Origin of the sequence: Thalassospira sp. MCCC 1A01428, from assembly GCF_002115825.1 — a bacterium.
Taxonomy (GTDB): Bacteria; Pseudomonadota; Alphaproteobacteria; order Rhodospirillales; family Thalassospiraceae; genus Thalassospira.
In genome coordinates, this window is record NZ_JFJZ01000001.1 from 58587 (window position 1) to 79067 (window position 20481).

Annotated in this window: 19 protein-coding genes; 10 read left to right on the plus strand and 9 right to left on the minus strand. The window is 54.5% G+C overall.

Annotated features, from left to right (window positions below):
- Positions 1 to 795: 795 nt before the first annotated feature.
- From THS27_RS00275 to THS27_RS00285, 3 genes are all read left to right on the plus strand, one after another.
- The gene (locus tag THS27_RS00275; protein WP_085587013.1) at positions 796 to 2109 is read left to right on the plus strand and encodes a uracil-xanthine permease family protein; all 1314 of its coding nucleotides are present in this window, start codon (positions 796 to 798) and stop codon (positions 2107 to 2109) included.
- Between the two features lie 170 nt (positions 2110 to 2279).
- Positions 2280 to 2831 (plus strand): CDP-diacylglycerol--glycerol-3-phosphate 3-phosphatidyltransferase, encoded by a 552-nt coding sequence (gene pgsA / locus THS27_RS00280; RefSeq protein ID WP_085587014.1) that lies wholly within the window; start codon positions 2280 to 2282, stop codon positions 2829 to 2831.
- Between the two features lie 20 nt (positions 2832 to 2851).
- Complete coding sequence (locus tag THS27_RS00285) at positions 2852 to 3313, plus strand: molybdenum cofactor biosynthesis protein MoaE (RefSeq protein WP_085587015.1); 462 nt, start codon at positions 2852 to 2854, stop codon at positions 3311 to 3313.
- Between the two features lie 45 nt (positions 3314 to 3358).
- Here the strand turns inward: THS27_RS00285 and THS27_RS00290 are convergent, their stop codons facing one another.
- From THS27_RS00290 to THS27_RS00305, 4 genes are all read right to left on the minus strand, one after another.
- Positions 3359 to 3649: a hypothetical protein gene (locus tag THS27_RS00290; protein ID WP_085587016.1), complete on the minus strand. Its 291-nt coding sequence runs from the start codon at positions 3647 to 3649 to the stop codon at positions 3359 to 3361.
- Positions 3650 to 3703: 54 nt separating this feature from the next.
- Entirely contained in the window at positions 3704 to 4561 is an 858-nt protein-coding gene (locus THS27_RS00295) for a hypothetical protein (protein ID WP_085587017.1), read from the minus strand.
- Positions 4562 to 4644: 83 nt separating this feature from the next.
- Positions 4645 to 5307 carry a methionine biosynthesis protein MetW gene (metW, locus tag THS27_RS00300; RefSeq protein ID WP_085587018.1) on the minus strand — a complete coding sequence of 221 codons (663 nt, stop codon included), beginning with the start codon at positions 5305 to 5307 and terminating at the stop codon, positions 4645 to 4647.
- 4 nt (positions 5308 to 5311) lie between these two features.
- Positions 5312 to 6469 carry a homoserine O-acetyltransferase gene (locus THS27_RS00305; RefSeq protein WP_085587019.1) on the minus strand — a complete coding sequence of 386 codons (1158 nt, stop codon included), beginning with the start codon at positions 6467 to 6469 and terminating at the stop codon, positions 5312 to 5314.
- Positions 6470 to 6632: 163 nt separating this feature from the next.
- Between THS27_RS00305 and THS27_RS00310 the strand changes: the two genes are divergently transcribed.
- The 6 genes from THS27_RS00310 to THS27_RS00335 all read left to right on the plus strand — a co-directional run bounded on the left by THS27_RS00310 (position 6633) and on the right by THS27_RS00335 (position 12360).
- Positions 6633 to 7523 (plus strand): chorismate mutase, encoded by an 891-nt coding sequence (locus tag THS27_RS00310; RefSeq protein WP_085587020.1) that lies wholly within the window; start codon positions 6633 to 6635, stop codon positions 7521 to 7523.
- A gap of 37 nt (positions 7524 to 7560) precedes the next feature.
- On the plus strand, positions 7561 to 8658 hold the full coding sequence (hisC, locus tag THS27_RS00315; protein WP_085587021.1) for a histidinol-phosphate transaminase: 1098 nt from the start codon (positions 7561 to 7563) through the stop codon (positions 8656 to 8658).
- A 1-nt stretch (position 8659) separates the two neighbouring features.
- On the plus strand, positions 8660 to 9643 hold the full coding sequence (locus THS27_RS00320; protein ID WP_085587022.1) for a prephenate/arogenate dehydrogenase family protein: 984 nt from the start codon (positions 8660 to 8662) through the stop codon (positions 9641 to 9643).
- Positions 9644 to 9806: 163 nt separating this feature from the next.
- The gene (locus THS27_RS00325; protein ID WP_085587023.1) at positions 9807 to 10697 is read left to right on the plus strand and encodes a DMT family transporter; all 891 of its coding nucleotides are present in this window, start codon (positions 9807 to 9809) and stop codon (positions 10695 to 10697) included.
- Positions 10698 to 10756: 59 nt separating this feature from the next.
- Positions 10757 to 11326, plus strand: coding sequence for a gamma-glutamylcyclotransferase (locus tag THS27_RS00330; RefSeq protein ID WP_085587024.1), 570 nt, complete (start codon positions 10757 to 10759; stop codon positions 11324 to 11326).
- A gap of 74 nt (positions 11327 to 11400) precedes the next feature.
- The gene (locus THS27_RS00335) at positions 11401 to 12360 is read left to right on the plus strand and encodes a DMT family transporter (RefSeq protein WP_085587025.1); all 960 of its coding nucleotides are present in this window, start codon (positions 11401 to 11403) and stop codon (positions 12358 to 12360) included.
- A gap of 139 nt (positions 12361 to 12499) precedes the next feature.
- On the opposite strand, the gene THS27_RS00340 is transcribed toward THS27_RS00335, so the two are convergent.
- The 4 genes from THS27_RS00340 to ftsE form a co-directional block, all read right to left on the minus strand.
- Positions 12500 to 13300: a 1-acyl-sn-glycerol-3-phosphate acyltransferase gene (locus THS27_RS00340; RefSeq protein ID WP_085587026.1), complete on the minus strand. Its 801-nt coding sequence runs from the start codon at positions 13298 to 13300 to the stop codon at positions 12500 to 12502.
- A gap of 124 nt (positions 13301 to 13424) precedes the next feature.
- Positions 13425 to 14243, minus strand: coding sequence for a YdcF family protein (locus THS27_RS00345; RefSeq protein WP_085587027.1), 819 nt, complete (start codon positions 14241 to 14243; stop codon positions 13425 to 13427).
- Between the two features lie 192 nt (positions 14244 to 14435).
- Complete coding sequence (locus THS27_RS00350) at positions 14436 to 15338, minus strand: ABC transporter permease (RefSeq protein WP_085587028.1); 903 nt, start codon at positions 15336 to 15338, stop codon at positions 14436 to 14438.
- Positions 15339 to 15391: 53 nt separating this feature from the next.
- Positions 15392 to 16075, minus strand: coding sequence for a cell division ATP-binding protein FtsE (ftsE, locus tag THS27_RS00355; protein WP_085587029.1), 684 nt, complete (start codon positions 16073 to 16075; stop codon positions 15392 to 15394).
- 397 nt (positions 16076 to 16472) lie between these two features.
- Between ftsE and THS27_RS00360 the strand changes: the two genes are divergently transcribed.
- Positions 16473 to 17318: a DUF3426 domain-containing protein gene (locus tag THS27_RS00360; RefSeq protein ID WP_085587030.1), complete on the plus strand. Its 846-nt coding sequence runs from the start codon at positions 16473 to 16475 to the stop codon at positions 17316 to 17318.
- A gap of 368 nt (positions 17319 to 17686) precedes the next feature.
- Here the strand turns inward: THS27_RS00360 and THS27_RS00365 are convergent, their stop codons facing one another.
- On the minus strand, positions 17687 to 20377 hold the full coding sequence (locus THS27_RS00365; RefSeq protein ID WP_085587031.1) for a DUF4175 domain-containing protein: 2691 nt from the start codon (positions 20375 to 20377) through the stop codon (positions 17687 to 17689).
- Positions 20378 to 20481 lie beyond the last annotated feature (104 nt).

Genomic DNA, 20481 nt, shown 5'->3' on the forward strand with positions numbered 1-20481 from the left:
CTTTAACGCACTGCACACAGAAACTGTGTTGTTTGCGCGCAAAGAAAAACGGCCCCCTTGGGGAAAGGGGGCCGCTAAATCTGCCGTGGTCACGGGGTCGGGGGGGGAAGTTGACCACGACAAAAAGGAAAAGAGAAAACGTTTAGGGAAGAGGCAATGTCGGGAAGTTTTACCAGGGCGGCATAATGGGCACACACCGCCACGGCGATATCACATTGCATTCCTATGGATTTTCAAGGGCAGCCTCCTTCGTTTCGTTACATTGGCTTGCTGTATGAAGCTAACTTAACGATCGGAGCGGGCAGGGCATAGCCGGTAATGTGGCAACTGTGCGTTCCCAAAACAGAACGATAAAACAGATCGGCAAAAGTATTCAGCATTCCATTCCCGTTTTTAACGCGGCGCGCACAATGGCATTTGGCCCTTATTTCGGCCTTTTCTGCGGGCAAGGCTACCAGCTTGCCTGGCCTTGTGGTTCGGAATCGGGGTAACGCCAGAACGGTCTTTCCCAGGTTTGGAAATTCAAATTGTTTGGTTTTTTTCCCGCAATTTTATCGGATCACACCGTTTATGTGATTGCGATTCCAGTAAAGGCGGCTGCTGGTTCAGCCAACGACCCGGCAATGGTAAAAATACCTTCTGCATCACCGAACATCATCGGGGATCGCCCGTTATCGCCCTGCATCACCTTATATCACCTTGCTTTTTCCGGTAAGGGGCGCGATACCCGGTGCGTCTTGCTGTTATGGCAGGGCACCTTCGCGCGAAACGTCCATAAAAATTGGCTTACCAAAGATGCGCTATTTTCCTTCCTGGTCTTTGACCCGGTCTTCTACCGTGCTGCCTGATGAACGCCTGCCGTGGGGAACAATGTTTCCGATGGGGTTGCAACATCTTGTGGCGATGTCAGGTTCCACCATTCTCGGTCCGTTGCTGATGGGGTTTGACCCCAATCTGGCAATCCTGTTTTCCGGTATCGGCACGCTGATTTTCTTTATCTGCACTGCCGGGCGTGTACCAAGCTATCTGGGATCGTCCTTTGCCTTTATCTCGGTGGTCATTGCTGCTACCGGCTATGCCGGGTCTGGCGTCAATCCCGATATTGGCGGGGCGCTGGGCGGTATTATTGCTGCTGGCGCGCTGTATGTGCTGATTGGCGTGATCGTGATGGCAACGGGGACCGGCTGGGTCGAAAAACTGATGCCGCCGGCGGTGACCGGGGCGGTTGGGGCGGCCATTGGTCTTAATCTGGCACCGGTTGGGATCAGCGGCATTTCCGGGGATGGCATCCATATGCTGGTCGCGCTTCTGACGCTGTTATCGGTGGCTTTGGTGTCGGTTTATGCGCCGATTGCGGTGCGCCGTGTGTCGATTCTGGCCGGTATTCTTTTGGGCTATGTGCTGGTTTTGATCCTTGGTAACGGTTTTGGCCTGATGCCCGCCATTGATTTTAGCGCATTGTCGCAAGCGCCGTGGTTTGGCATGCCCAATTTTGTTGCGCCGCGTTTTGAAAGCTCGGCCATGGTGATGATTGCACCGGTGGCGTTTATTCTGGTCGCGGAAAATCTGGGTCATATCAAGGCCATTGGCGGCATGACCAAACAAAACATGGACCGTTATATTGGCCGTGGTTTTATTGGCGATGGTCTGGCAACGATGCTGGCTGGCTCCGGCGGTGGTACGGGTGTGACGACCTATGTTGAAAATATGGGGGTTATGGCTGTAACCCGCGTGTTTTCGACCCTGATCTTCGTGATTGCAGCCGTGATTGCCATTTTGCTGGGTTTCTCGCCCAAATTTGGCGCGTTGCTGCACACAATTCCAGGGCCGGTACTTGGCGGGCTTGGGGTTGCGGTGTTTGGCCTGATTGCGGCGGCAATGGTCCGTTTGTGGGTGGATAACCGGGTTGATTTTTCCGATCCGCGCAATCTGTTTACGGTTGGCATCACCCTGATTTTCGGGGCCGGGAATTTCACCGTCAGCATCGGCGGTTTTGCGATTGGTGGAATCGGCACTGCAACGCTGGCTGCGATTATTCTGTATCAGATCCTTAGTATCGGGCGTGGGAAGGCAGATCGCGCCGCAGAACAGGCGGCAAATAACGACTAAATTTGCCTATCGCTACAAGGGCCGTGTTTTCGTTTTATGGCAAATCAACACGGCCCTTGTGGTTGTAAGCGCAAGCCTTTACTAATTGGGCGTCTTGGGGTCGTTTGGCCCTGCCAGGCGACGCATGTCACCAAATTAAATGCCCCAAATACCCGTATACAGGCCCGTAAATGAAAAACCAGATTCCCAATCTGCTGACTTTGTCGCGCATCATTGTGATCCCGGCATTGGTGTTATCGTTTTATATCGACGGACCGGTGGGGAACTGGCTCGGGTTTGCTCTGTTTGCCTTTGCTGGGGTAACGGACTTTTTTGACGGCTATCTTGCGCGCAGCATGAATGTGGTTTCTCCGCTGGGCCGCTTCCTTGATCCGATTGCCGATAAGCTTCTGGTCGCAGCCGCCCTGATGATGATGGTGGCGTTTGGCCGTATTTCCGGTCTGGCTGTTTTGCCTGCCGTGATTATTATGTGTCGCGAAATTATGGTGTCGGGCCTGCGCGAACATCTTGCCGAGCTTAAGGTGCCGCTGCCGGTGACGGTTCTTGCCAAATGGAAAACCACAGCCCAAATCCTGGCGATTGGCTTTTTGCTGGTTGGTGATGCGTCACCCGATATGATCCCGTCGGTTCTGATTGGCGATATCTTGCTGTGGATTGCCGGTATTGTGACGGTGCAGACGGGATATATCTATCTGCGCACCGGGCTTAAGCATCTCGACTGATCGATTTTTGCGAGGCGACTATGGCGCGTATTACGGTTCAACAAAACGATTTCGACCTCGGTTCCGAGCTTGCGGCCCTGACCGATGGCAGGACCGATATTGGGGCTGCCGTCAGTTTTGTTGGCTTGGTGCGTGACATCGCCGGATCAGAGAATGTCAGCGCCATGACGCTGGAACATTACCCGGGCATGACCGAACGCCAGCTTGAAAAAATTGCCAATGAGGCAACAGAACGCTGGCCGCTGGATGGTGTGCGCATTATCCACCGGTTCGGCCGCCTGCTGGCGGGGGATCGCATTGTGCTGGTGATTACCCTGTCAGCCCATCGCCGCGCAGCATTTGAAGCCTGCGATTTCATCATGGATTTTTTAAAAAGCCGCGCCCCGTTCTGGAAACGCGAAGAAACCGATGATGGTGAAAAATGGGTTGCCGCCAAATCCAGCGATGAAGATGACCTTGGGCGCTGGGAAAGCGGCCAATAATTGCCGTGCTGCCTTGTGCTGCCCTGCTTTTTGCCGGGGCGGGTTCTAAACCTGCACGTAGTTTTTGACGATATCGAGAAATTCCAGCAATCCGGTTTGCAAAGCCGCACCATTTTGTACTTTGGCGGCAAGGGCATTCATCTGTGCAATGTCGGCGGGGTTAACCGTTATGTCTTGCGATATTTGGTTGTCCTTTAATTTGGTAAGCGCATTGGCAGCCCGATTGCGGCTGGCGGCAAGGGCAACCTTTTGATTAATATCTGCCGTCTCGTATTGTGTATCAAGGGCGATAAATGTCTTCATCGCAGCACTGATCAGGTTAGATACATCTGACATCGGGGTCTCCGTTAATTTGCTTTACGACTTTATCTAAAGGGGCCCTAAACACGGTCAGGGCCGGGCCTGTTTGGCCAGATCATCAATCATGGTGCCTGCTTTTTGTTTGATCTGGCTTTCGCTTAAATTGCGGTTCTGCGCAACAAGGCGCAAACCTTTGTCAATGCCGGTCAACATGGTTTGCGATGTAATTTTATCATAATTTTCAATCTGGGTTTGCAATTTGCTGCCCAGTTGGCTTGCGGTGATAAAATGACGCATGGCATTTTGCCATGTGGTTTTTTCATCCCCGGCCAGGGTTTGCCATTGCTGCCACCAGTCCTTGACCTGGCTGGATCGGTCCGTCGCGGAAATTGATGTGTCACTGTGGATTTGGTTGATGCGGGCAATCAGCGCGTCGCGGCGCACCAGAAATGCCGGCGGCGATGTGCCCAGCGTTTGCGCCAGAGATGCCAGCTGGGTCCGCAGTTTTTGCAACAGCGGTGCCGATGCCTTGATGGTGCCTGCCCCAAAAATGTCGTCTGCACCGATGTCAGTAAAAATGGCGGCGAAACTCTGATATTGATTGCGCAGATTTGCCATTTCGCCCTGCCAGCGGGCGTTTTCCGCCGGGTCAATTGTAATGGCGTCAGGGTTGATCAATATCGGCAGGTTATCGGCGGTTAGCGTGCCGGTAAATTGCGCCAGATTGGCACTGAAAATGGCCTGTTGGGCATCAAGGCTGCGCACGGGCGCACTGAACTGCGCGGTGCGGGCATCATCCAGGGCCGAAATGGCCTGTTGGGCTTCAACGCTAAACTGATGGGCCGATAATTTAAGCGCATCGGCCTTTTGCGCACAGCCCGCCAGCAAGGCCAGCATCGCAAGGATACACCCCCGCGAACATTCTTTTTTAACCCGGTAAAAATTCATCCTGCGTCCCCTGATTGCGCGGCGATCAGGGGTGACGGTGCATCAGGGGTTTTGTGACGAATGGCCTGCGAAAAGACGGGGGATTATCCCTTCTTCTTGCTCAGCATGAACAAAGCCTGATTGCCAAAAAAATTGGCCAGGTTTGAATGGCTGCCCAGGCTGACCTTTGATCCGCTTTCATTTAGCACCATGGATCGTTCAATGATCAGGTCCATATCCTTACACATGGCAACAAAGTCGCGCACGGTGCAAAAATGGATGTTGGGTGTTTCGTACCACATGATTGGCAGGTTGGGGTTTTGTGGCATCCGGCCATGAAACATCAAATCAAACCGGGCGCGCCAATGCCCGAAATTGGGGAAGGATACAATCGCCTTGCGGCCAATGCGCAACAATTCGGCCAGCACTTCGCGCGGGCGGTTAGTGGCCTGAAGGGTCTGGCTTAAAATCGCATAATCAAAGGCATCGTTGGGGTAATCGTGCAAATCACGGTCGGCATCGCCCTGCATCACGGGCAGGCCCTGTGCCACACAATTGCGCACCCCTTCGTTTGAAAGTTCCAGCCCGCGGCCATCAACCTTTTTGGTGCGCTTCAAATAGCCCAGTAATTCGCCGTCACCACAGCCAATATCAAGCACACGCGTTCCAGGTTCCACCATGTCGGCAATCAGTTGCAAATCAACACGAATGCGGTCGGACGGGGTGGTGCCATTTGTGGTGGCTGTCTGGTTTAAGGTTTGTGTCATGGTCTTAATTCAATCCGCGCGCTTCGGCGGCCCCCTCGATAAAGCCGCTTAGAACCATGTGGAAATCGGGTTCGTCGAGCAAAAAGGCATCGTGGCCCTTATCGCTTTCAATTTCCACACAACTGACATTGCACGATGCCGCATTCAGGGCATGTGCCAAACGGCGGCTTTCGGCGGTGGTAAAGCACCAGTCCGATGAAAACGAAATCACGCAGAACCGGGTGTTTGACCCGCGAAAGGCCTCGGCCAGGCGCCCGTCAAATTCCACTGACAGGTCGAAATAATCCATCGCGCGGGTGATATAAAGGTAACTGTTGGCATCAAACCGGTCGACAAACGATTTACCCTGATGGCGTAAATAGCTTTCGACCTGAAAATCGTGATCAAAGCTATAGGTAATGCCACCACGATTTTGCAGCTTGCGGCCAAATTTGCGATGCAGTGCCGGTTCGGACAAATAGGTGATATGCGCGGTCATGCGTGCCACGGCCAAACCACGGGCAGGTTTTTTGCCTTCCAGCAGGTAATTTCCCCCGCACCAGTCGGGGTCGGCCATCACGGCCTGGCGGCCCACTTCGTGGAAGGCGATATTTTGTGCGGAATGGCGATAGGACGTGGCAATCGGTGCGGCGGCAAAGACGCGCTCCGGATAGCTTTTGCACCATTCCAGCACCTGCATGCCACCCATGGACCCGCCGATAACGGCAAACAGGCTGTCGATGCCCATATGGTCGATCAGCATGGTTTGGGCACGCACCATATCGCCAACCGTGATCACGGGAAAATCCAGCCCCCAGGGTTTGCCGGTTTCCGGGTTGGTTTCCTTGGGGCCGGTGCTGCCCAGGCAGCCGCCAATCACGTTGGTGCAAATCACAAAATATTTTTCGGTATCAATGATTTTGCCGGGGCCAACAATGGCGCGCCACCAGCCTTCCTTGCCGGTAATGGGGTGAACATCATCGGCGACATATTGGTCGCCGGTCAGGGCGTGACACACCAGCACCGCATTGGATTTATCGGCATTCAGCGCGCCATAGGTTTGATAGGCCAGCGTGAACGGACCAAAATCAACACCGCTATCAAGGCGCAGCTTGTCGGTCTCGCCCAGTACAATCTGATGGCCCGGCAGGGCGCGGCGCGAAAGCGGGGCGGTATGGGACATGGACGTTTTATTCCTTTGCACGGGCAATGTCAGGCGCGCCAAACGCTGCGCCAGCCTTTTTTGTTCGTTCCAGTTAGGAACAGGCATGCTTTTAGTCAATCTTTTCTTTGCAAATGCCGGGTAGTTCCCTAAAACTGAGCGCCGTTTGGCAAAAGAGTGGATCATGGCGCAAAACGACGAAAATTTGGCAAATCTTGACCTTAACGGGCTGCGGGCTGAAATCGACGAGATCGATCAGGCGATGCAGGCCCTGATCATTCGCCGTACCCGCGTGGTGCAGGCCGTTGGTGCGTTTAAGGACCGGCAAATTGCAGCGGGCAGCAAGGTACATGTGCCCTATCGCCCGGCGCGCGAAGCCCGCATCATGCGCACATTGGTGCGCCGCCACGAAGGGGCCTTTCCCAAAACCGCCCTTATCCAGATATGGCGGGAACTGATTGCGGCGGGCACCCGCCTGGAAGCGCCCTATACGGTGGCGCTGTGCCGGGATGCCGACGGGCAAGATTGCTGGGAACTGGCCAGGCTTAATTTTGGCTGCTTAAACGAAATTGTCGAATTTGACAGCCAGCTTGAAGCCATTCATGCGCTGGAAGATGGTCGGGCCGCCGTGGGTGTCTTTCCGGCCCCGGTTGCGGGGGAAGGCCATTCGTGGTGGCCGCTGATTTCAGCTGACAGTGCGGTCAGGGTGGTGTCAAAACTGCCTTTTGGCGGGCGCCCGGTGGGCCGTGGTGAAGATACCGAAGGGTTTGTTCTTGCGGCAATCGAGCTTGAGGAAAGCGGGGATGACCGCACCCTGTTTGTCGTAAAGGTTGATCAGCCCGGTGACGAGGCCACCTTGCGCAAAGATTTTGCCAAAGCCAGCCCCGGTTCGGCAATCCTTGGCGTTTTTACGCCAACAACTGAAAATCATGGTTTTGTCCTTGTTGATGTTGCCGGATTCCTTTGTAATCAGGGCGAAAATTTTCGACGCACCCTTTTGGACCATGGTTTGAAATGCGGTGACGTGCGGGTATTGGGTGCTTATGGCGTGCCGATCCCCGCTGACGAAATGTAAACGAACATACGAACATACCCCCAGGGAGTTTCCTGTTATGACTGCGCCCACCCCCCGTCCCGGTATTCTTGATATTGCCCCCTATGTTGGTGGTAAATCCAGCAGTGCGGGTGCTGCCCGTGTGATCAAGCTTTCGTCAAACGAAGGCGCGCTTGGCCCCAGCCCCAGGGCCATCGAAGCCCTGCAAAAATCGGCAACCAAACTGCATCGATATCCCGATGGCGGGTGTGACCTTTTGCGCGCCAAACTGGCTGAAAAATACGACCTGGAATTTGATCAGATCGTATGCGGTGCTGGATCAGACGAACTGATCACGCTTTTGATCCGGGCTTATGCCGGGCCGGGCGACGAAGTGCTGTATTCACAGCATGGCTTCCTGATGTATCCGATTGCCGCCAAGGGTGTGGGGGCGGTCCCGGTTACCGCGGCTGAAACCAACATGACAGCCAGCGTTGACTCGATCCTGGCCGCCGTCACCGATAAAACCAAAATCGTTTTTGTTGCCAACCCCAATAACCCGACCGGGACTTATATTACCTCGGCCGAGGTTGCACGCCTGCGTGAGGGCCTGCGCGAAGACATTTTGCTGGTAGTGGATGCCGCCTATGCCGAATTCATGACCGGGCAGGAAGATTATACCGCCGGGGCCGAACTGGTGGCAAAGGGTGACAATACCGTCATGACACGCACCTTTTCCAAAATTTACGGTCTGGGCGGTATTCGTTTGGGCTGGTGTTATGCACCGCCTGCCGTCGCCGATGTGCTGCAACGCCTGCGCAACCCGTTCAATGTCGGTTTGCCCTCACAGGAAGCCGGTGTTGCCGCCCTTGAGGATGACGATTTCGTCGATGCCTGTGTGCGCCATAACTCGGAAACGCGGGAATGGTTCCGCGAGGAAATCAACAAACTGGCCGATCTTAAGGCCCATCCGTCCTATGGCAATTTTGTCATGGTTGAATTCCCGGCAGAGGAAGGCAAAAACGCCGATGCCGCCAACGAATTCATGATGGCCCGTGGGGTGATCCCGCGCAAAATCGGCGCGTATGGTTTGCCGCAAATGTTGCGTATTTCCATCGGCACACAAGAAGAAATGCAGATATGTCTGCAAACAATCAAAGATTTTATAGCGAATTAAAATGACCAGTTCCGTATCGACGACCCCGCTGTTTGACAAAGTTGCATTCATTGGCATGGGCCTTATTGGTTCCTCGATGGCGCGCCGCATGATCCGCGACGGCCTGGCAGGTTCCATTAGCTGTGCCGTGCGTTCCGAAGCCACCCGTGACCGGGTTCTGGAACTGGGCATTGCCAATTACGCCTATTGCGACATCGAAAGCGCGGTCAAAGACGCGGACCTGGTGATGCTGTGCGTGCCGGTGGGCATTAACGAAACCATCGGCCAACAGCTTGAAGGCCACCTTAAACCGGGCTGCATTGTTTCCGATGTTGGCTCGGTTAAACAGGCGGTTATTCGCGATATTGCCCCGCATCTGGGCGAAGGGGTGCATTTCGTCCCCGGCCATCCGCTGGCCGGGACCGAACATTCCGGCCCCGATGCGGGCTTTCCCGAACTGTTTGAAGGGCGCTGGTGCATTTTAACCCCTATCCCCGGCGTGCCCGATGAGGCCAATGCCAGGGTTCAGGCGCTGTGGGAAGCCTGCGGGATGCGGGTGGAATGCATGGATGCCAACCATCATGACCGTGTTTTGGGCATTACATCGCATTTGCCCCATTTGATCGCGTATACCATTGTTGGCACGGCAACCGACCTTGAAGACGCAATGCGCCAGGAAGTGATCAAGTTTTCAGCCACCGGGTTTCGCGACTTTACCCGTATTGCCGCGTCCGACCCGACCATGTGGCGCGATGTGTTTTTAAACAACCGGGAAGCCGTGCTGGAAGTTTTAGGCCGTTTTCAGGAAGATCTGATGGCCCTGCAACGTGCCATTCGCTGGGGCGAGGGCGACAAGCTGTTTGATCTGTTTTCGCGTACCCGTGAAATTCGTCGGGGCATTGTCGATGCCGGCCAGTATTTTACCAATTTCTCGGCCGAGGGCGAAGACCGCAAGTCCGATGAAAGTGGCAAAAGCAAAAAGCCCCAACCGCCAACGGACGCCTGAGTAACCTGAATTGAAAAGACCCGGCCGGTGTCAACGGCCCTTGAAGGTTGATGCTTACCTTAAACGGGGCCGCTTGTTTCGGCGGGTCTTTTTCCACGATTAATGCCGTTTGGCAGCAAAAAGGCCGTGCTTGCAACGGTCTCGCCTGCAAGGAACCCCGCAAATGCCCGTACAAAACATATCGAGCCATCCGGCCTTTGCCCGGTTCATGCCGTTTGTGTTTGTGTTTTTGTGGAGCACGGGGTTTGTTGGTGCCAAATTTGGCCTGCCTTATGCCGAGCCGTTTACCTTTCTGCTGATCCGGTTTCTGGTGGTGATTGCCATTATGTTGCCGGTGGTGTGGCTGCTGCGTGCGCGCTGGCCCAAAACCCTGGCTGAAACCCTGCATATTGCCGTGGCCGGGATGCTGGTACATGGCATTTATCTGGGTGGGGTCTTTGCTGCTATTAACCATGGTTTGCCAGCGGGGCTGTCGGCCCTGATTGTCGGCATGCAGCCGGTGTTAACCGCATCGGTGGTTGGGGCGTTGCTGGGCGAACGCGTTACAGCACGGCAATGGCTGGGGCTGGCTTTGGGGCTGGTTGGTGTGGGGCTGGTGCTTGGCCCTAAAATCGGCAATGGTTCCGGAATTACCGTTGTGGGTGTGTTGCTGGCCGTGGGCGCGTTGTTGGGGATGACGGCAGGGACGCTGTATCAAAAACGGTTTTGCACCGGCATGGATTTGCGCAGCGGTACGGTTATTCAATATAGTGCCGCCAGTGCCGTTGTTGCGATTGCGGCTTTTTCGTTTGAAACCCGACATGTTGACTGGACGCTGGATTTTGTCCTGGTGATGGTGTGGCTGGTGCTGGTGCTTTCAATCGGGGCGATCATGCTGTTGATGGTGCTGATCAAACAGGGCGAAGCGACCCGGGTGGCCAGCATGTTTTATCTGGTGCCGCCCACGGCCGCCTTTTTTGCCTGGGTGCTGTTTGATGAACAGATTGGTGTTTTGGGCTTTGTCGGGTTTGGTGTTGCCGCCCTTGGGGTGGCAATGGTGATGTCGAAACGTTAGGGTCGGGGCCAGACCAAGCCAGCAAAATAGACAGACAGGCCAAAATCAGGAGGATGTGAATGACGGGCGAGTCGGGCCACGATGATAAATGGGTGTTTGGCTATGGTTCGCTGTTGTGGCGGCCCGGTTTCACCTGTGAGGAACGTGCCCAGGCGCTTTTGCGCGATTATCATCGATCCTTTTGCATCTATTCGCATCATTATCGCGGCACCCCGGAAAATCCGGGTCTGGTTCTGGGCCTGTCGGCCGGGGGGCAATGCCACGGCATGGCCTTTCGTGTCAAACCGGAAAACTGGCCGATGGTGAAGGCCTATCTTGATGAACGCGAACTGGTAACCAATACCTATATTCCGGCCGATGTTGATGTGGAACTGGCCGATGGCCGCCACGTTATTGCCCATACCTATGTGGCCGACCCGGCACACCCGCAATATGCGGGCAACCTGCCGATGCGCGAGGCGGCTGAAATTATTACCGCAGCCTATGGTAATGTCGGCCCTAATCTGGAATATCTTGAAAATACGGTTTGCCACCTTGATCAGATGGGCATTGTTGATCCGCCCTTGCATGATCTGATGGATCTGGTGCGTCGCGAATATGGACAATTAAATATGGGTGCAGGGATTTAACCCGGCCCAACAAATAATGAACCTTGCCCCGGCATATATCTGTGCGGGTTTGGGGCAGGTTCGGGGGGAACTTGATGTCTCAGGCAAATTCAACGGCGGGTAAAACACAGGCCGTTCCCGTGATTGCCTATATGCTCCTCATCGCCTGCGCGTTGATGTGGGGGTCCAACCATGTGGTGGCGCGCGGGGTGAATGCATCGGTGCCACTGGCGGCACTGGCTTTCTGGCGCTGGGTTGTCGCCCTTTTATTGTTGCTGCCGGTTTGTATGGGCAAGTTCCGCCGTGACTGGCCGCTGATCAGACAGGGTTGGAAGCCGATATTCTGGATCGGCACCACCGGGACATTCATGTTCACCATTGCCATCTATCTGGCGGCATATAACACCACGGCGGTTAATACAGGCCTTTTGAATGCGACAACGCCAATCTGGGTGTTGCTGTTTGCAGCGTTATTGACGGCAGACAAACCTCGCATGACCCAATGGGTGGGCGTTCTGATTGCCGGTTTGGGAACTGCGGTGATCATTGCCAAGGGCGACATTAATGTTTTTCTGGAAATGAATTTTGTTTCCGGCGATTTGTTCGCCCTTATTTCGGCAATGATCTGGGCGGTTTATTCGATGCTGCTGAAATATGCACCACGGGGCATTCACCCGTTTAGTCTGATTTTCGCCTCCATCGTGGTCGGGCTGGTTTATCTGACGCCGATTTATCTGTGGAGCATTCTGGTCAATGGTGACCCGTATTTTACCCGGTTGGACCCGGCCTGGCCCGACATGATCAAAATTGCCTATATCGGTGCCGGACCGGCCTTTTTGGGCTATTTGTTCTGGAACCGGGGGGTCGGCATGGTGGGGGCAGCCAATGCCGGTGTGTTTCTGTATTTGATGCCCGCCTTTGCCAGTGTGCTGGCCATTATTTTTCTCGGTGAAGAACTGCATTTATATCATTTGGGTGGTATCGCCCTGATTGCCGTGGGGATTTGGCGGGCCACCCGGCGTGTCCCCAAACCGGCGCCGACTAAAACGGCCTGATTTTTACGCTGGCAGAGCCATCAAATTCCATGCAAAAGGCCGGTCAGAAATTCTGACCGGCCTTTATGTTTTAGCCCCGTTCTTGATGAAGACACCCAAACGGGAATGATCGAAGCGCGACAGTGCCGCCTAAACCCGCCTATGTCGTGGTTTGGGGAGCATTGGCGTCGGCATCTGTATCGGTAATACCCGGTGTGGGGGGCGGTGCTGGCAGATCAAATTCGATTTGGGCGATTTTTTCCAGTTCGCGCGTACGGTCATCGATGCGGGATTTAATTTCACGCATAAATGTTTTGCGATCCAGCCCCGGTTCCATCGGCGGCAAATATTCCAGCGTCACCTTGCCGCTATATTTCATAAATTTTGCCCGGCCCCAGAACATGCCGGAATTAAGGGCAACCGGGATCATGGGGACATCGGGGAAGGCCCGGTAAAGGGCATAAACACCGGGATGATAAGGGCGATCCGATCCGGGCGGGGTGCGGGTTCCTTCGGGGAAAATTACCACGCGCGCACCGCGTTTCAACCCGGAATCAACCCCCTTGATCATGTCCTTAAGGGCCGATCCACCGGCAGAGCGATCCACCGGGATTTGCCCTGAATATTTTAAAAACAGGCCAAAGACCGGAATATCGATCAATTCCTTTTTCAGGATATAGGCCGGATCATGCAACAGGGTATGAAAGGTCAGTGTTTCCCATGCGGACTGGTGTTTGGATACCAGAATGCACGGTCCGTCGGGCAAATACTGGCCGCCGACAATGCGGGGTTCCAGCTTGACCGTAATTTTCAACAGCCACTGCACCCACATACACCAGAAACGACCGGTTTTTTGGGCAAATTTGGGGCCAAAAAACAAAAACGGCCACAGCACCAGGCATTCGACAGCTGTGCCGCCAAAAAACAGGATGTTGAAAATCAGGGCACGAATTGTGCTCATCTTTACGTCCTTCAAACCAAATTCATTGCGTTCTGGTCTTTTAGGGGGTTTTGGGGGCAATGTGAAATAAATGCTTCACATGTAATGCCCACCTGCGGTTTTGCCTGCCCCGTGCGTTTCGTTCTTATCCCTGCGGGCCGACAATGACGACGGAGGCATCGGTATTCGCATTGCGATTGCCCGGCTGCATATAGGACTGCTTTTGAGGCTGTGTTTCGCCGCTAACCGCATTTAACGGGTTCGCCGCCGACAATTCGTTATTGTCGGGTATTTCGTCGGGAACCGGCGGCAGGCTCTGCCGTGTGGATGGAAACCATTCCAGCACCTTGTTGCGAAAGGCCGCAAACAGATATTTGTTATATTCGCTTGAAATAAGCGCCGCACTGCCCGGCCAGCGCCACCAGTCGTTTACTTTGACATTTTCTGGGAACACGGGATGCGCGACAATTTCGACATCAGGCATCAGGTTGTGAAATTCCAGCAGCGAGCGCGGCATATGGTAGTTGGCCGTGACGATGCGCAGGCTGTGATAGCCTTGTTTGTAAACCCATGTGGCGGTTTCAATGGCATTGCCCCGTGTGTTCTCGGCGATATGCCCCAAAACAATACAGCAGGCAACCAGGTCGGGGTCGGCGTGGCCCGCACTTAGAAGTTCATCAACCTCGACGCCGCGATAAACCCCCGAAATAAACAGTTTTTGAGCCAGGTGGCGGTTAAGCAGGCGTCGGCCTTCGCTTAGCCGTTCGCTGCCACCGGTTAACACAACAATTGCATCGGTTTTTTGATAGGGGTCAGGAACATGATCGGGGATTTGACCCACATACCAGAAAAAACCGGCACCCCATACCAGTGCCAGCATGATCAAGGTGGAAATGAGGAAACGCACACGGCGCGACCGCCGCCGGTTCTGGACCGAGCGTGGGGCTGTTCGGGTTCTCTTCATTCCGGGATGCCTTTGGTGGCGCCGGGGCGCAGGCGCATCGTTGGTCTCCCATTACATATCGCAAAGCGCGTCAATATCGATTTCGCAAATGACGCATACATTACGCACATTCAAGGTGGGGTTGTCTACCGGTGCAGGCAGGGTGAGCGGGCAAAGTGTAAGAGATAAAACAACATAAAATCAATGTTGTGGTTATAACATCCGCCGTAACACCTTCAGGACGGTGCGCTTTGCCGTTAACCATGCCACCGACGAAATGGCAACAGGAACGATCAGCACCAGAATAAAAAACAGCGGCAAATGCAGGGTGGCCGGAATTTGCCAGCCCGCACGTAACCCCAGATAACCAATCAAAAGCGATACCGGCAAGGCAATGGCAATGCCGATCAGGCTGCCCAAAAAGGCCAGTCGCATGGTGTGGCGGGCAAATTGACCGGCAATATAACCATCAGGTGCGCCAATCAGATGCAGTAATTCAATGATCGATTTATGAATGGACAGGCCGGAGCGGGTAGCGAAAAATACCGATAACGTGGTGGCGGCAAACAAAACACCAATCAGCGCAAGCAGCGCCATTTCAACCGACACGGCGACATCGCTGATCCGTTCCAGCCAGATCCGGTGATCGTCGAGGACGGCTTCTGGCGCGGTTCTGGAAACTGTTGCTTCAAGCACATTAAAATCAAAGCCCGATGACGGGGTAATTTCAATGATGCGCGGTATGGGAAGATCGCTGATCATTTCATTGGGGCCAAGCCACGGTTCAAGCAGTTCAACCATTTTATCGGGGCTAAGTTCGGCTATGCGGGCAACACCGGGTTGGCCTGAAACAGCGGCAATAATTGTTTGAACCCGTTCTTCCAGGGCCGCTTCGCGTTGTTTTGGTTCGAGTTGCGACAGGCCCGTTGGGGGCACCTGAATGGTCAGGCTGCCGTCAATCTGGGTGGCCCAGCGACCAACGGTATCGTGCAATACAGCAAGGCCGACAATCGAAAATGTCAGCAACGCCACCATCAGCGCCACGATGCTGGGCAGGAACCTGCTTGAGGAGTCGTTTTCAAGCGGCAAATGCGAGGGACGGGAACGGAATGCCATAATGCCTGGGTATTTCCTGCTTTTTGTCTTGGTGTTTTGCGGTGTGGTCGCTGTTACGCCTGGGGCCGGTGGTCAAGGTCGTGAATGGTGCCACCTTCGAGCAGCCAGTGTTTATGTCCGAACCGCCTTATCAGGTGGCGGTTATGGGTGGCGATCAACACGGTGGTGCCCAGTTTGTTCAGTTCCTCGAACAGGTATAAAAGGCGCATGGCAATACGGTCATCGACATTGCCGGTTGGTTCGTCGGCCAGCAACAGGGCCGGGCGGCTGATGACAGCACGGGCAATGGCCACACGTTGCTGTTGCCCGCCCGAAAGCCGCGACGGGATGGCGTTGATCTGATCGCCGAGGCCGACCCATTCAAGCAATTCGGTCACGTTTTTGCGAATTTGCAAATCTTCAACCCCGGCCACGCGCAAGGGTAAAGCTACGTTTTCAAAGGTCGATAGATGGTTGATCAGGCGGAAATCCTGAAAGACGACGCCAATTTTACGTCGTATTGCCGGTAATTCATCGCGCGGGATGCGAATGTTGTCGCGGCCAAAAATGCTGATTTCGCCGCGTGTCTGTCGTAATGCCAGATAAAGCAGACGCATCAGGGTGGATTTGCCAGCCCCGGATGCCCCGGTTAAAAAGTGAAAACTGCCGCGTGTCAGGGAAAAGTTCAGTTCACGCAGAACTTCCGGTCCCGATTCATAACGGACCCCGACATTGCGAAAACTGACGACATCGTTCACCTGCGTCCTCCTGACTGCGTTGTGGGCGGTGGTGCGTTTGGGCATGATCTGCCGCCAAACGACGCCACAGACCGGCTTATACCTGAAAATGCCTTAAAAATGCGTGGATATGCAAATGTGCGCATGGCGTTACCGGGCATGGCACTGTTTTAACATAAAAAATTATCAATCAAGGGTGTGTTTTATGGCATTGGTATGTGATCTTGAACGCAGTTTATACGCTGCTTTATCCAGCTTCTGTTATCTTTGCTTAACAGTCTGTTAAATCGGCGCTATTTACATATAGTATGAAGCGGCGAAAAGCGGGGGGTGTCCGTCGACCGTTTTTCCTGTATTCAATGGGTCCTGACCCTAGGTTCGGAATTCGAGCTGCTGACAGCTTTATGCCAGGTTTGCAATGATCATAACTTGCCCAGACTGCTCTAAAAAATATTCTGTAAAGGCCGAGTCTATCGGACCGAAAGGCAGAACTGTACGCTGTAAAAGTTGCGGTAACAGTTGGCATCAGGACCCTCCGGGGGCGAAACCTGCTGCGCCGGCTGCGCCTGCGCCCGCGCCGGTTTCATCTGCCGGTGACGAGGAAATGACACCACCCCCCTTTGCCCGCGATGGGGCCGCTGGGGGGGATTTTGGTGCGGGCCAGTATGACGGCGATGTCGATGCCGGTTTTGAAGGTGCGGACCGTATTCCCGATCCGCCACCCTTTCCGCGTCAGCTCAATAGAAATGACGACCCGGCGCCCAAATCGAAAAAGGGCATTGTCGGCTGGATCCTGTTTTTGCTGATCATCATCGGGATTGGTGCCGGCGCCTATTTTGCCAAGGATGCCTTGATCAACGCCTGGCCGCCGATCGCCAAAATGTATGACATGGTTGGCCTGGATGTGCCCCATGTTGGCGAAGGTCTTGATATTAAGGAAATGCCGCCGACCCGTGAAGAAGAAGACGGCGTGGATGTTTTGGTGGTGCGCGCTGAAATCGTTAATATCAGTAAGGTTGACCGTTCGCTGCCCTATTTGCTGATCGAACTTCTTGATCCGCTTGACCGGGTGGTTCAGCGCAAAAAAGTTCCGTTGATTTATGATCAGCAGGCGGCACAGGTTGAACCCGGGATGCCCATTCAGGAACAGGTTTTGCCGGTAGGTAAGACATTGAACGTGGAAACCAAAATCCGCAAACCAAACCCGACAGCCACGCGCCTTCAGGTAACCTTCCTTGACCCGCGTGAAGCCGTTGAGCCTTAAGGCATTATCACCGGGTGATAATGCCGCCTGAAAGAATTGTGAAACGGGCAGTACCAGCGGGTGCTGCCCGTTTTGTTTGGCGGCGTATCTAGGGCTGTAACGTCAGAGTATAATGGTTACCCGGGCGGGATCGCGGTTTGCAAAAATTTATCGGGTAATTGGCCGGTAATGGCATCGGTCACTGGTGCAGAGGGGCGGGGTGTTGCGAATGTCGGGCACTGCTACACCGTATCGCGGGCATATCAGCTATTGAAGGCATTGCATCTTGTCGCAGTGTGCCGTAACGCGCAGGTTTCCTGCCCCGTTGGCATGCGTGGTTGTCGATATGTGGGGCAGGCGGATGTTACCAGGTGCTTGGCCAATGGTTGTTAGAACCGTTTTAGCAACCGGTCGATATAGTCATGTTCAAGTACCGGTCGGCCCGGTTCGCTGGAGCGCCGGCGCAGTTCCTGTAATATTTGCCAGGTTTTATTGAGTGTATCGGCATTGGGAATATGGGTGCCATTTTCGCCGTCCACCGGCCGTCCCAGCGGGTCACGCTGGCCCGGCTGGCCCAGTTCATCAAACATGGGCATCATTTTGCTTAGCCCTTCAAGCGCCTGGCCCAGGGCGCCAATACCTTCACGCAGGCTTTGCAGGGCGTTTTGTTGCTGTTGCAGGGCTTCATGCTGGCGACCATGGGCAAGGGCGTCAGAGGCGCGTTTCATGGCATCAATTGCACTTTTCAGGCCGCTGCTATCCCCGAAACGGTCAAAGGCGTTATTGTTGGTAAGGGAACCGGCATCGTCGGATAATTGCTGTTGGGTTTGTGCACGGTCCTGGCTGCTGGGCGCGTCATTGCTGCGCTGGTTCGCCTGGTCCATTAATTCCTGCTGGCGTCGGGCAAGGTCACGCATACCATCGAGCATCTGACGAAGGGGTTGTGTGATGTCCTGTCCTTTGCCGTCGCTGCTGACCTGCATGTTTTCAACCAGCTGGCGCAACTGGTCGATCAGGTCGCGGGCTTCGTTGCGTGCCCCCGACCGCATCAGCGCCCCGATCTGGTCAATGACGCGTGAGAGGTCCTGTTGTTCAATCATCTGGCCGTGCGGCGCATTTTCCGGGCGCATCGGGGCATCTTTTTGCGCCAGTGCGGCCATATATTCGTTTAAGGCCTGACGATAACGTTCGATCAGGTCGGAAATTTCCTGTTCGCCGATGTCCGGGTTTGACAGGGCATCCAGTAGTTTTTCTTCGGCTTCGATCAGGTTGCGTTCGGCCAGGCCATAATGGCCACGTTCAATTTCCTCGGCAATGTGCCACAAAAGATCGCCGACATTCTGGTGATAGGCAATATCGTCAAGGTGGGCCGATAACCGTGCTGTTGCCACCGAAAGGCCCAGAAAGACCCCGATATCGCCGCCATATGCCTGGGGCGCGTTTAACACCGGGTACAGGCTGTTGCGCAGGTCGCGTGCCTGGTCGGGATAGCGCAGTAAAAGTTTACGAATATCAATCAGCTTGCGAGCAACCGGATGGGTGAATTCCCGTTCGGGCAATACCAGCGACTGTATTTCGCTTTTGGCGGTTTGGCCGAAATTATCGGTGGCGACAAGTTGCAGGTTTACCGGCAACCCGGCCCAGGCATGCGCAACCAGATTCAAAAAATAAGGCCCATGCAGGTTGTTAACGGATACGGGTGCATCGTTGGTTGCACTATCCGGTGTTGTTTCTGGTGTGTTACCATCATCGCCACCGTTAACCGGACCGTTTTCTGCGTAACTATCGCGCTGATTTTTAGCAGATGATCCGTCGGTCCCACCGGTCAGGTTGATGGTAATAGGCTCGATTTTGCCATAGACCGAAGCCGCAGTGGCTTCAAGGCGCGGGCTGATCATTAGGTTTAGCGTGCGAATGCCGTAATCGTCATTTGCAATGTAATCCAGGCGGACATGATCGCGTTTTGTGGTTGTGGGGGGCGCAACAAAAGCCAGAACCGGCGGAATATCGGCAACAATATCAACCTGCATTCGCAACCGGCTTGTACCCCAGACCGTAATGTTCCATTCGCCGGGCTGGTCCAGCAATGTTGAAACGGAATAACTGTTGTTTTCGCTGTTTCCAAGCGGCCGTTTGTGGCCATCAGGGGCGATCAGGGTGGGTTGCCATGCACTGGTGATGCTGCCTGCCAGAATGGTGCCTGCCGGAACACGTAACTGCACCGGCTGGTTTTCATCGCTGGCGTCGCTACTGGTGTCATCACGCCCTGCCGTTTCGTTTGTATTTTGCCCTGATTTGTCCGCGCCAGGTGTTTCTGATCCGAGATCAGGTCGGGTTAAAACACTGTTGCTGCCATTCCATGTGGCACTGGTTCGCCCGTTACCTTCGTTTGGGGCTGTGGCGCCCAGCCCATTATTTGACGCGGTAAAATAGGTGATGGCACCTTCATGTCCAGGGTTAATAACACGGGGGATTTTGCCGGTATAGGCAGGGGGTGTTACCCACAAACTGGTGGAAAAAGCAGCCCCGCTTAACCGGCTAAGCGGGGCCAGTGCTGTTGAAAGGCGGTCGCCATATTTGCCATGTGCCACCATCACACCAACGAAAAGCAGCAATACCGGTATCACGGCCAGCCCGAACGGGTCGTGCCTGGCCAGTATCGGGCGGGGACGTGGCAGGTGCAAATGGCCGGTTTTGGTTTCGTTGGCGCGCAGCTGGCGTTGCCACAAATAGGTTGTCAGGGCGTCGTCCGATGCGGCAATGCCATCGGTCTGGCTTTGCAGGGGGGTGTGGTGCAGGTTGTTTTCGGCCTCTATCCGCGCCATGACCTGAATGGCGGGGGGGGATTTAAGGGCGCGCCATGCAAAAACACCAAAAACACCCAGCCCGATAATCGCAAGCCCCAACAGGCATAAATGAACGATCGGTGGTAACTGGTTAATAACGCCGGTCAGGGCCAGGCCAACGAAACTGGCAATAATCGCCAAAACGGGGATCAGGCGTGGCCACACCCGTTCCCACGTCAAAACAAGACTGGCGATTTTTAGCCGACGTTCCAGCCGGGCGGATGTGACCAACATATTCACGCAAACGGCCCTGTGGTGGATCTTGTTATCAGTTTGGACGTGCAATGCTTAAGGTCAAGCAAAGACCGCGTGATCAGGGACAAAAAAAGGGCCGCGAC

Excerpts from the sequence above, each read along its gene's own strand:
- THS27_RS00345 (WP_085587027.1), bottom strand. The coding sequence starts at position 14,243 with ATGAAGAGAACCCGAACAGCCCCACGCTCGGTCCAGAACCGGCGGCGG.
- THS27_RS00310 (WP_085587020.1), top strand. The coding sequence starts at position 6,633 with ATGGCGCAAAACGACGAAAATTTGGCAAATCTTGACCTTAACGGGCTG.
- THS27_RS00290 (WP_085587016.1), bottom strand. The coding sequence starts at position 3,649 with ATGTCAGATGTATCTAACCTGATCAGTGCTGCGATGAAGACATTTATC.
- THS27_RS00330 (WP_085587024.1), top strand. The coding sequence starts at position 10,757 with ATGACGGGCGAGTCGGGCCACGATGATAAATGGGTGTTTGGCTATGGT.
- THS27_RS00305 (WP_085587019.1), bottom strand. The coding sequence starts at position 6,469 with ATGTCCCATACCGCCCCGCTTTCGCGCCGCGCCCTGCCGGGCCATCAG.
- pgsA (WP_085587014.1), top strand. The coding sequence starts at position 2,280 with ATGAAAAACCAGATTCCCAATCTGCTGACTTTGTCGCGCATCATTGTG.
- THS27_RS00320 (WP_085587022.1), top strand. The coding sequence starts at position 8,660 with ATGACCAGTTCCGTATCGACGACCCCGCTGTTTGACAAAGTTGCATTC.
- hisC (WP_085587021.1), top strand. The coding sequence starts at position 7,561 with ATGACTGCGCCCACCCCCCGTCCCGGTATTCTTGATATTGCCCCCTAT.
- THS27_RS00275 (WP_085587013.1), top strand. The coding sequence starts at position 796 with ATGCGCTATTTTCCTTCCTGGTCTTTGACCCGGTCTTCTACCGTGCTG.
- THS27_RS00365 (WP_085587031.1), bottom strand. The coding sequence starts at position 20,377 with ATGTTGGTCACATCCGCCCGGCTGGAACGTCGGCTAAAAATCGCCAGT.
- THS27_RS00350 (WP_085587028.1), bottom strand. The coding sequence starts at position 15,338 with ATGGCATTCCGTTCCCGTCCCTCGCATTTGCCGCTTGAAAACGACTCC.
- THS27_RS00340 (WP_085587026.1), bottom strand. The coding sequence starts at position 13,300 with ATGAGCACAATTCGTGCCCTGATTTTCAACATCCTGTTTTTTGGCGGC.
- THS27_RS00285 (WP_085587015.1), top strand. The coding sequence starts at position 2,852 with ATGGCGCGTATTACGGTTCAACAAAACGATTTCGACCTCGGTTCCGAG.
- THS27_RS00335 (WP_085587025.1), top strand. The coding sequence starts at position 11,401 with ATGTCTCAGGCAAATTCAACGGCGGGTAAAACACAGGCCGTTCCCGTG.
- THS27_RS00360 (WP_085587030.1), top strand. The coding sequence starts at position 16,473 with ATGATCATAACTTGCCCAGACTGCTCTAAAAAATATTCTGTAAAGGCC.
- metW (WP_085587018.1), bottom strand. The coding sequence starts at position 5,307 with ATGACACAAACCTTAAACCAGACAGCCACCACAAATGGCACCACCCCG.
- THS27_RS00325 (WP_085587023.1), top strand. The coding sequence starts at position 9,807 with ATGCCCGTACAAAACATATCGAGCCATCCGGCCTTTGCCCGGTTCATG.
- THS27_RS00295 (WP_085587017.1), bottom strand. The coding sequence starts at position 4,561 with ATGAATTTTTACCGGGTTAAAAAAGAATGTTCGCGGGGGTGTATCCTT.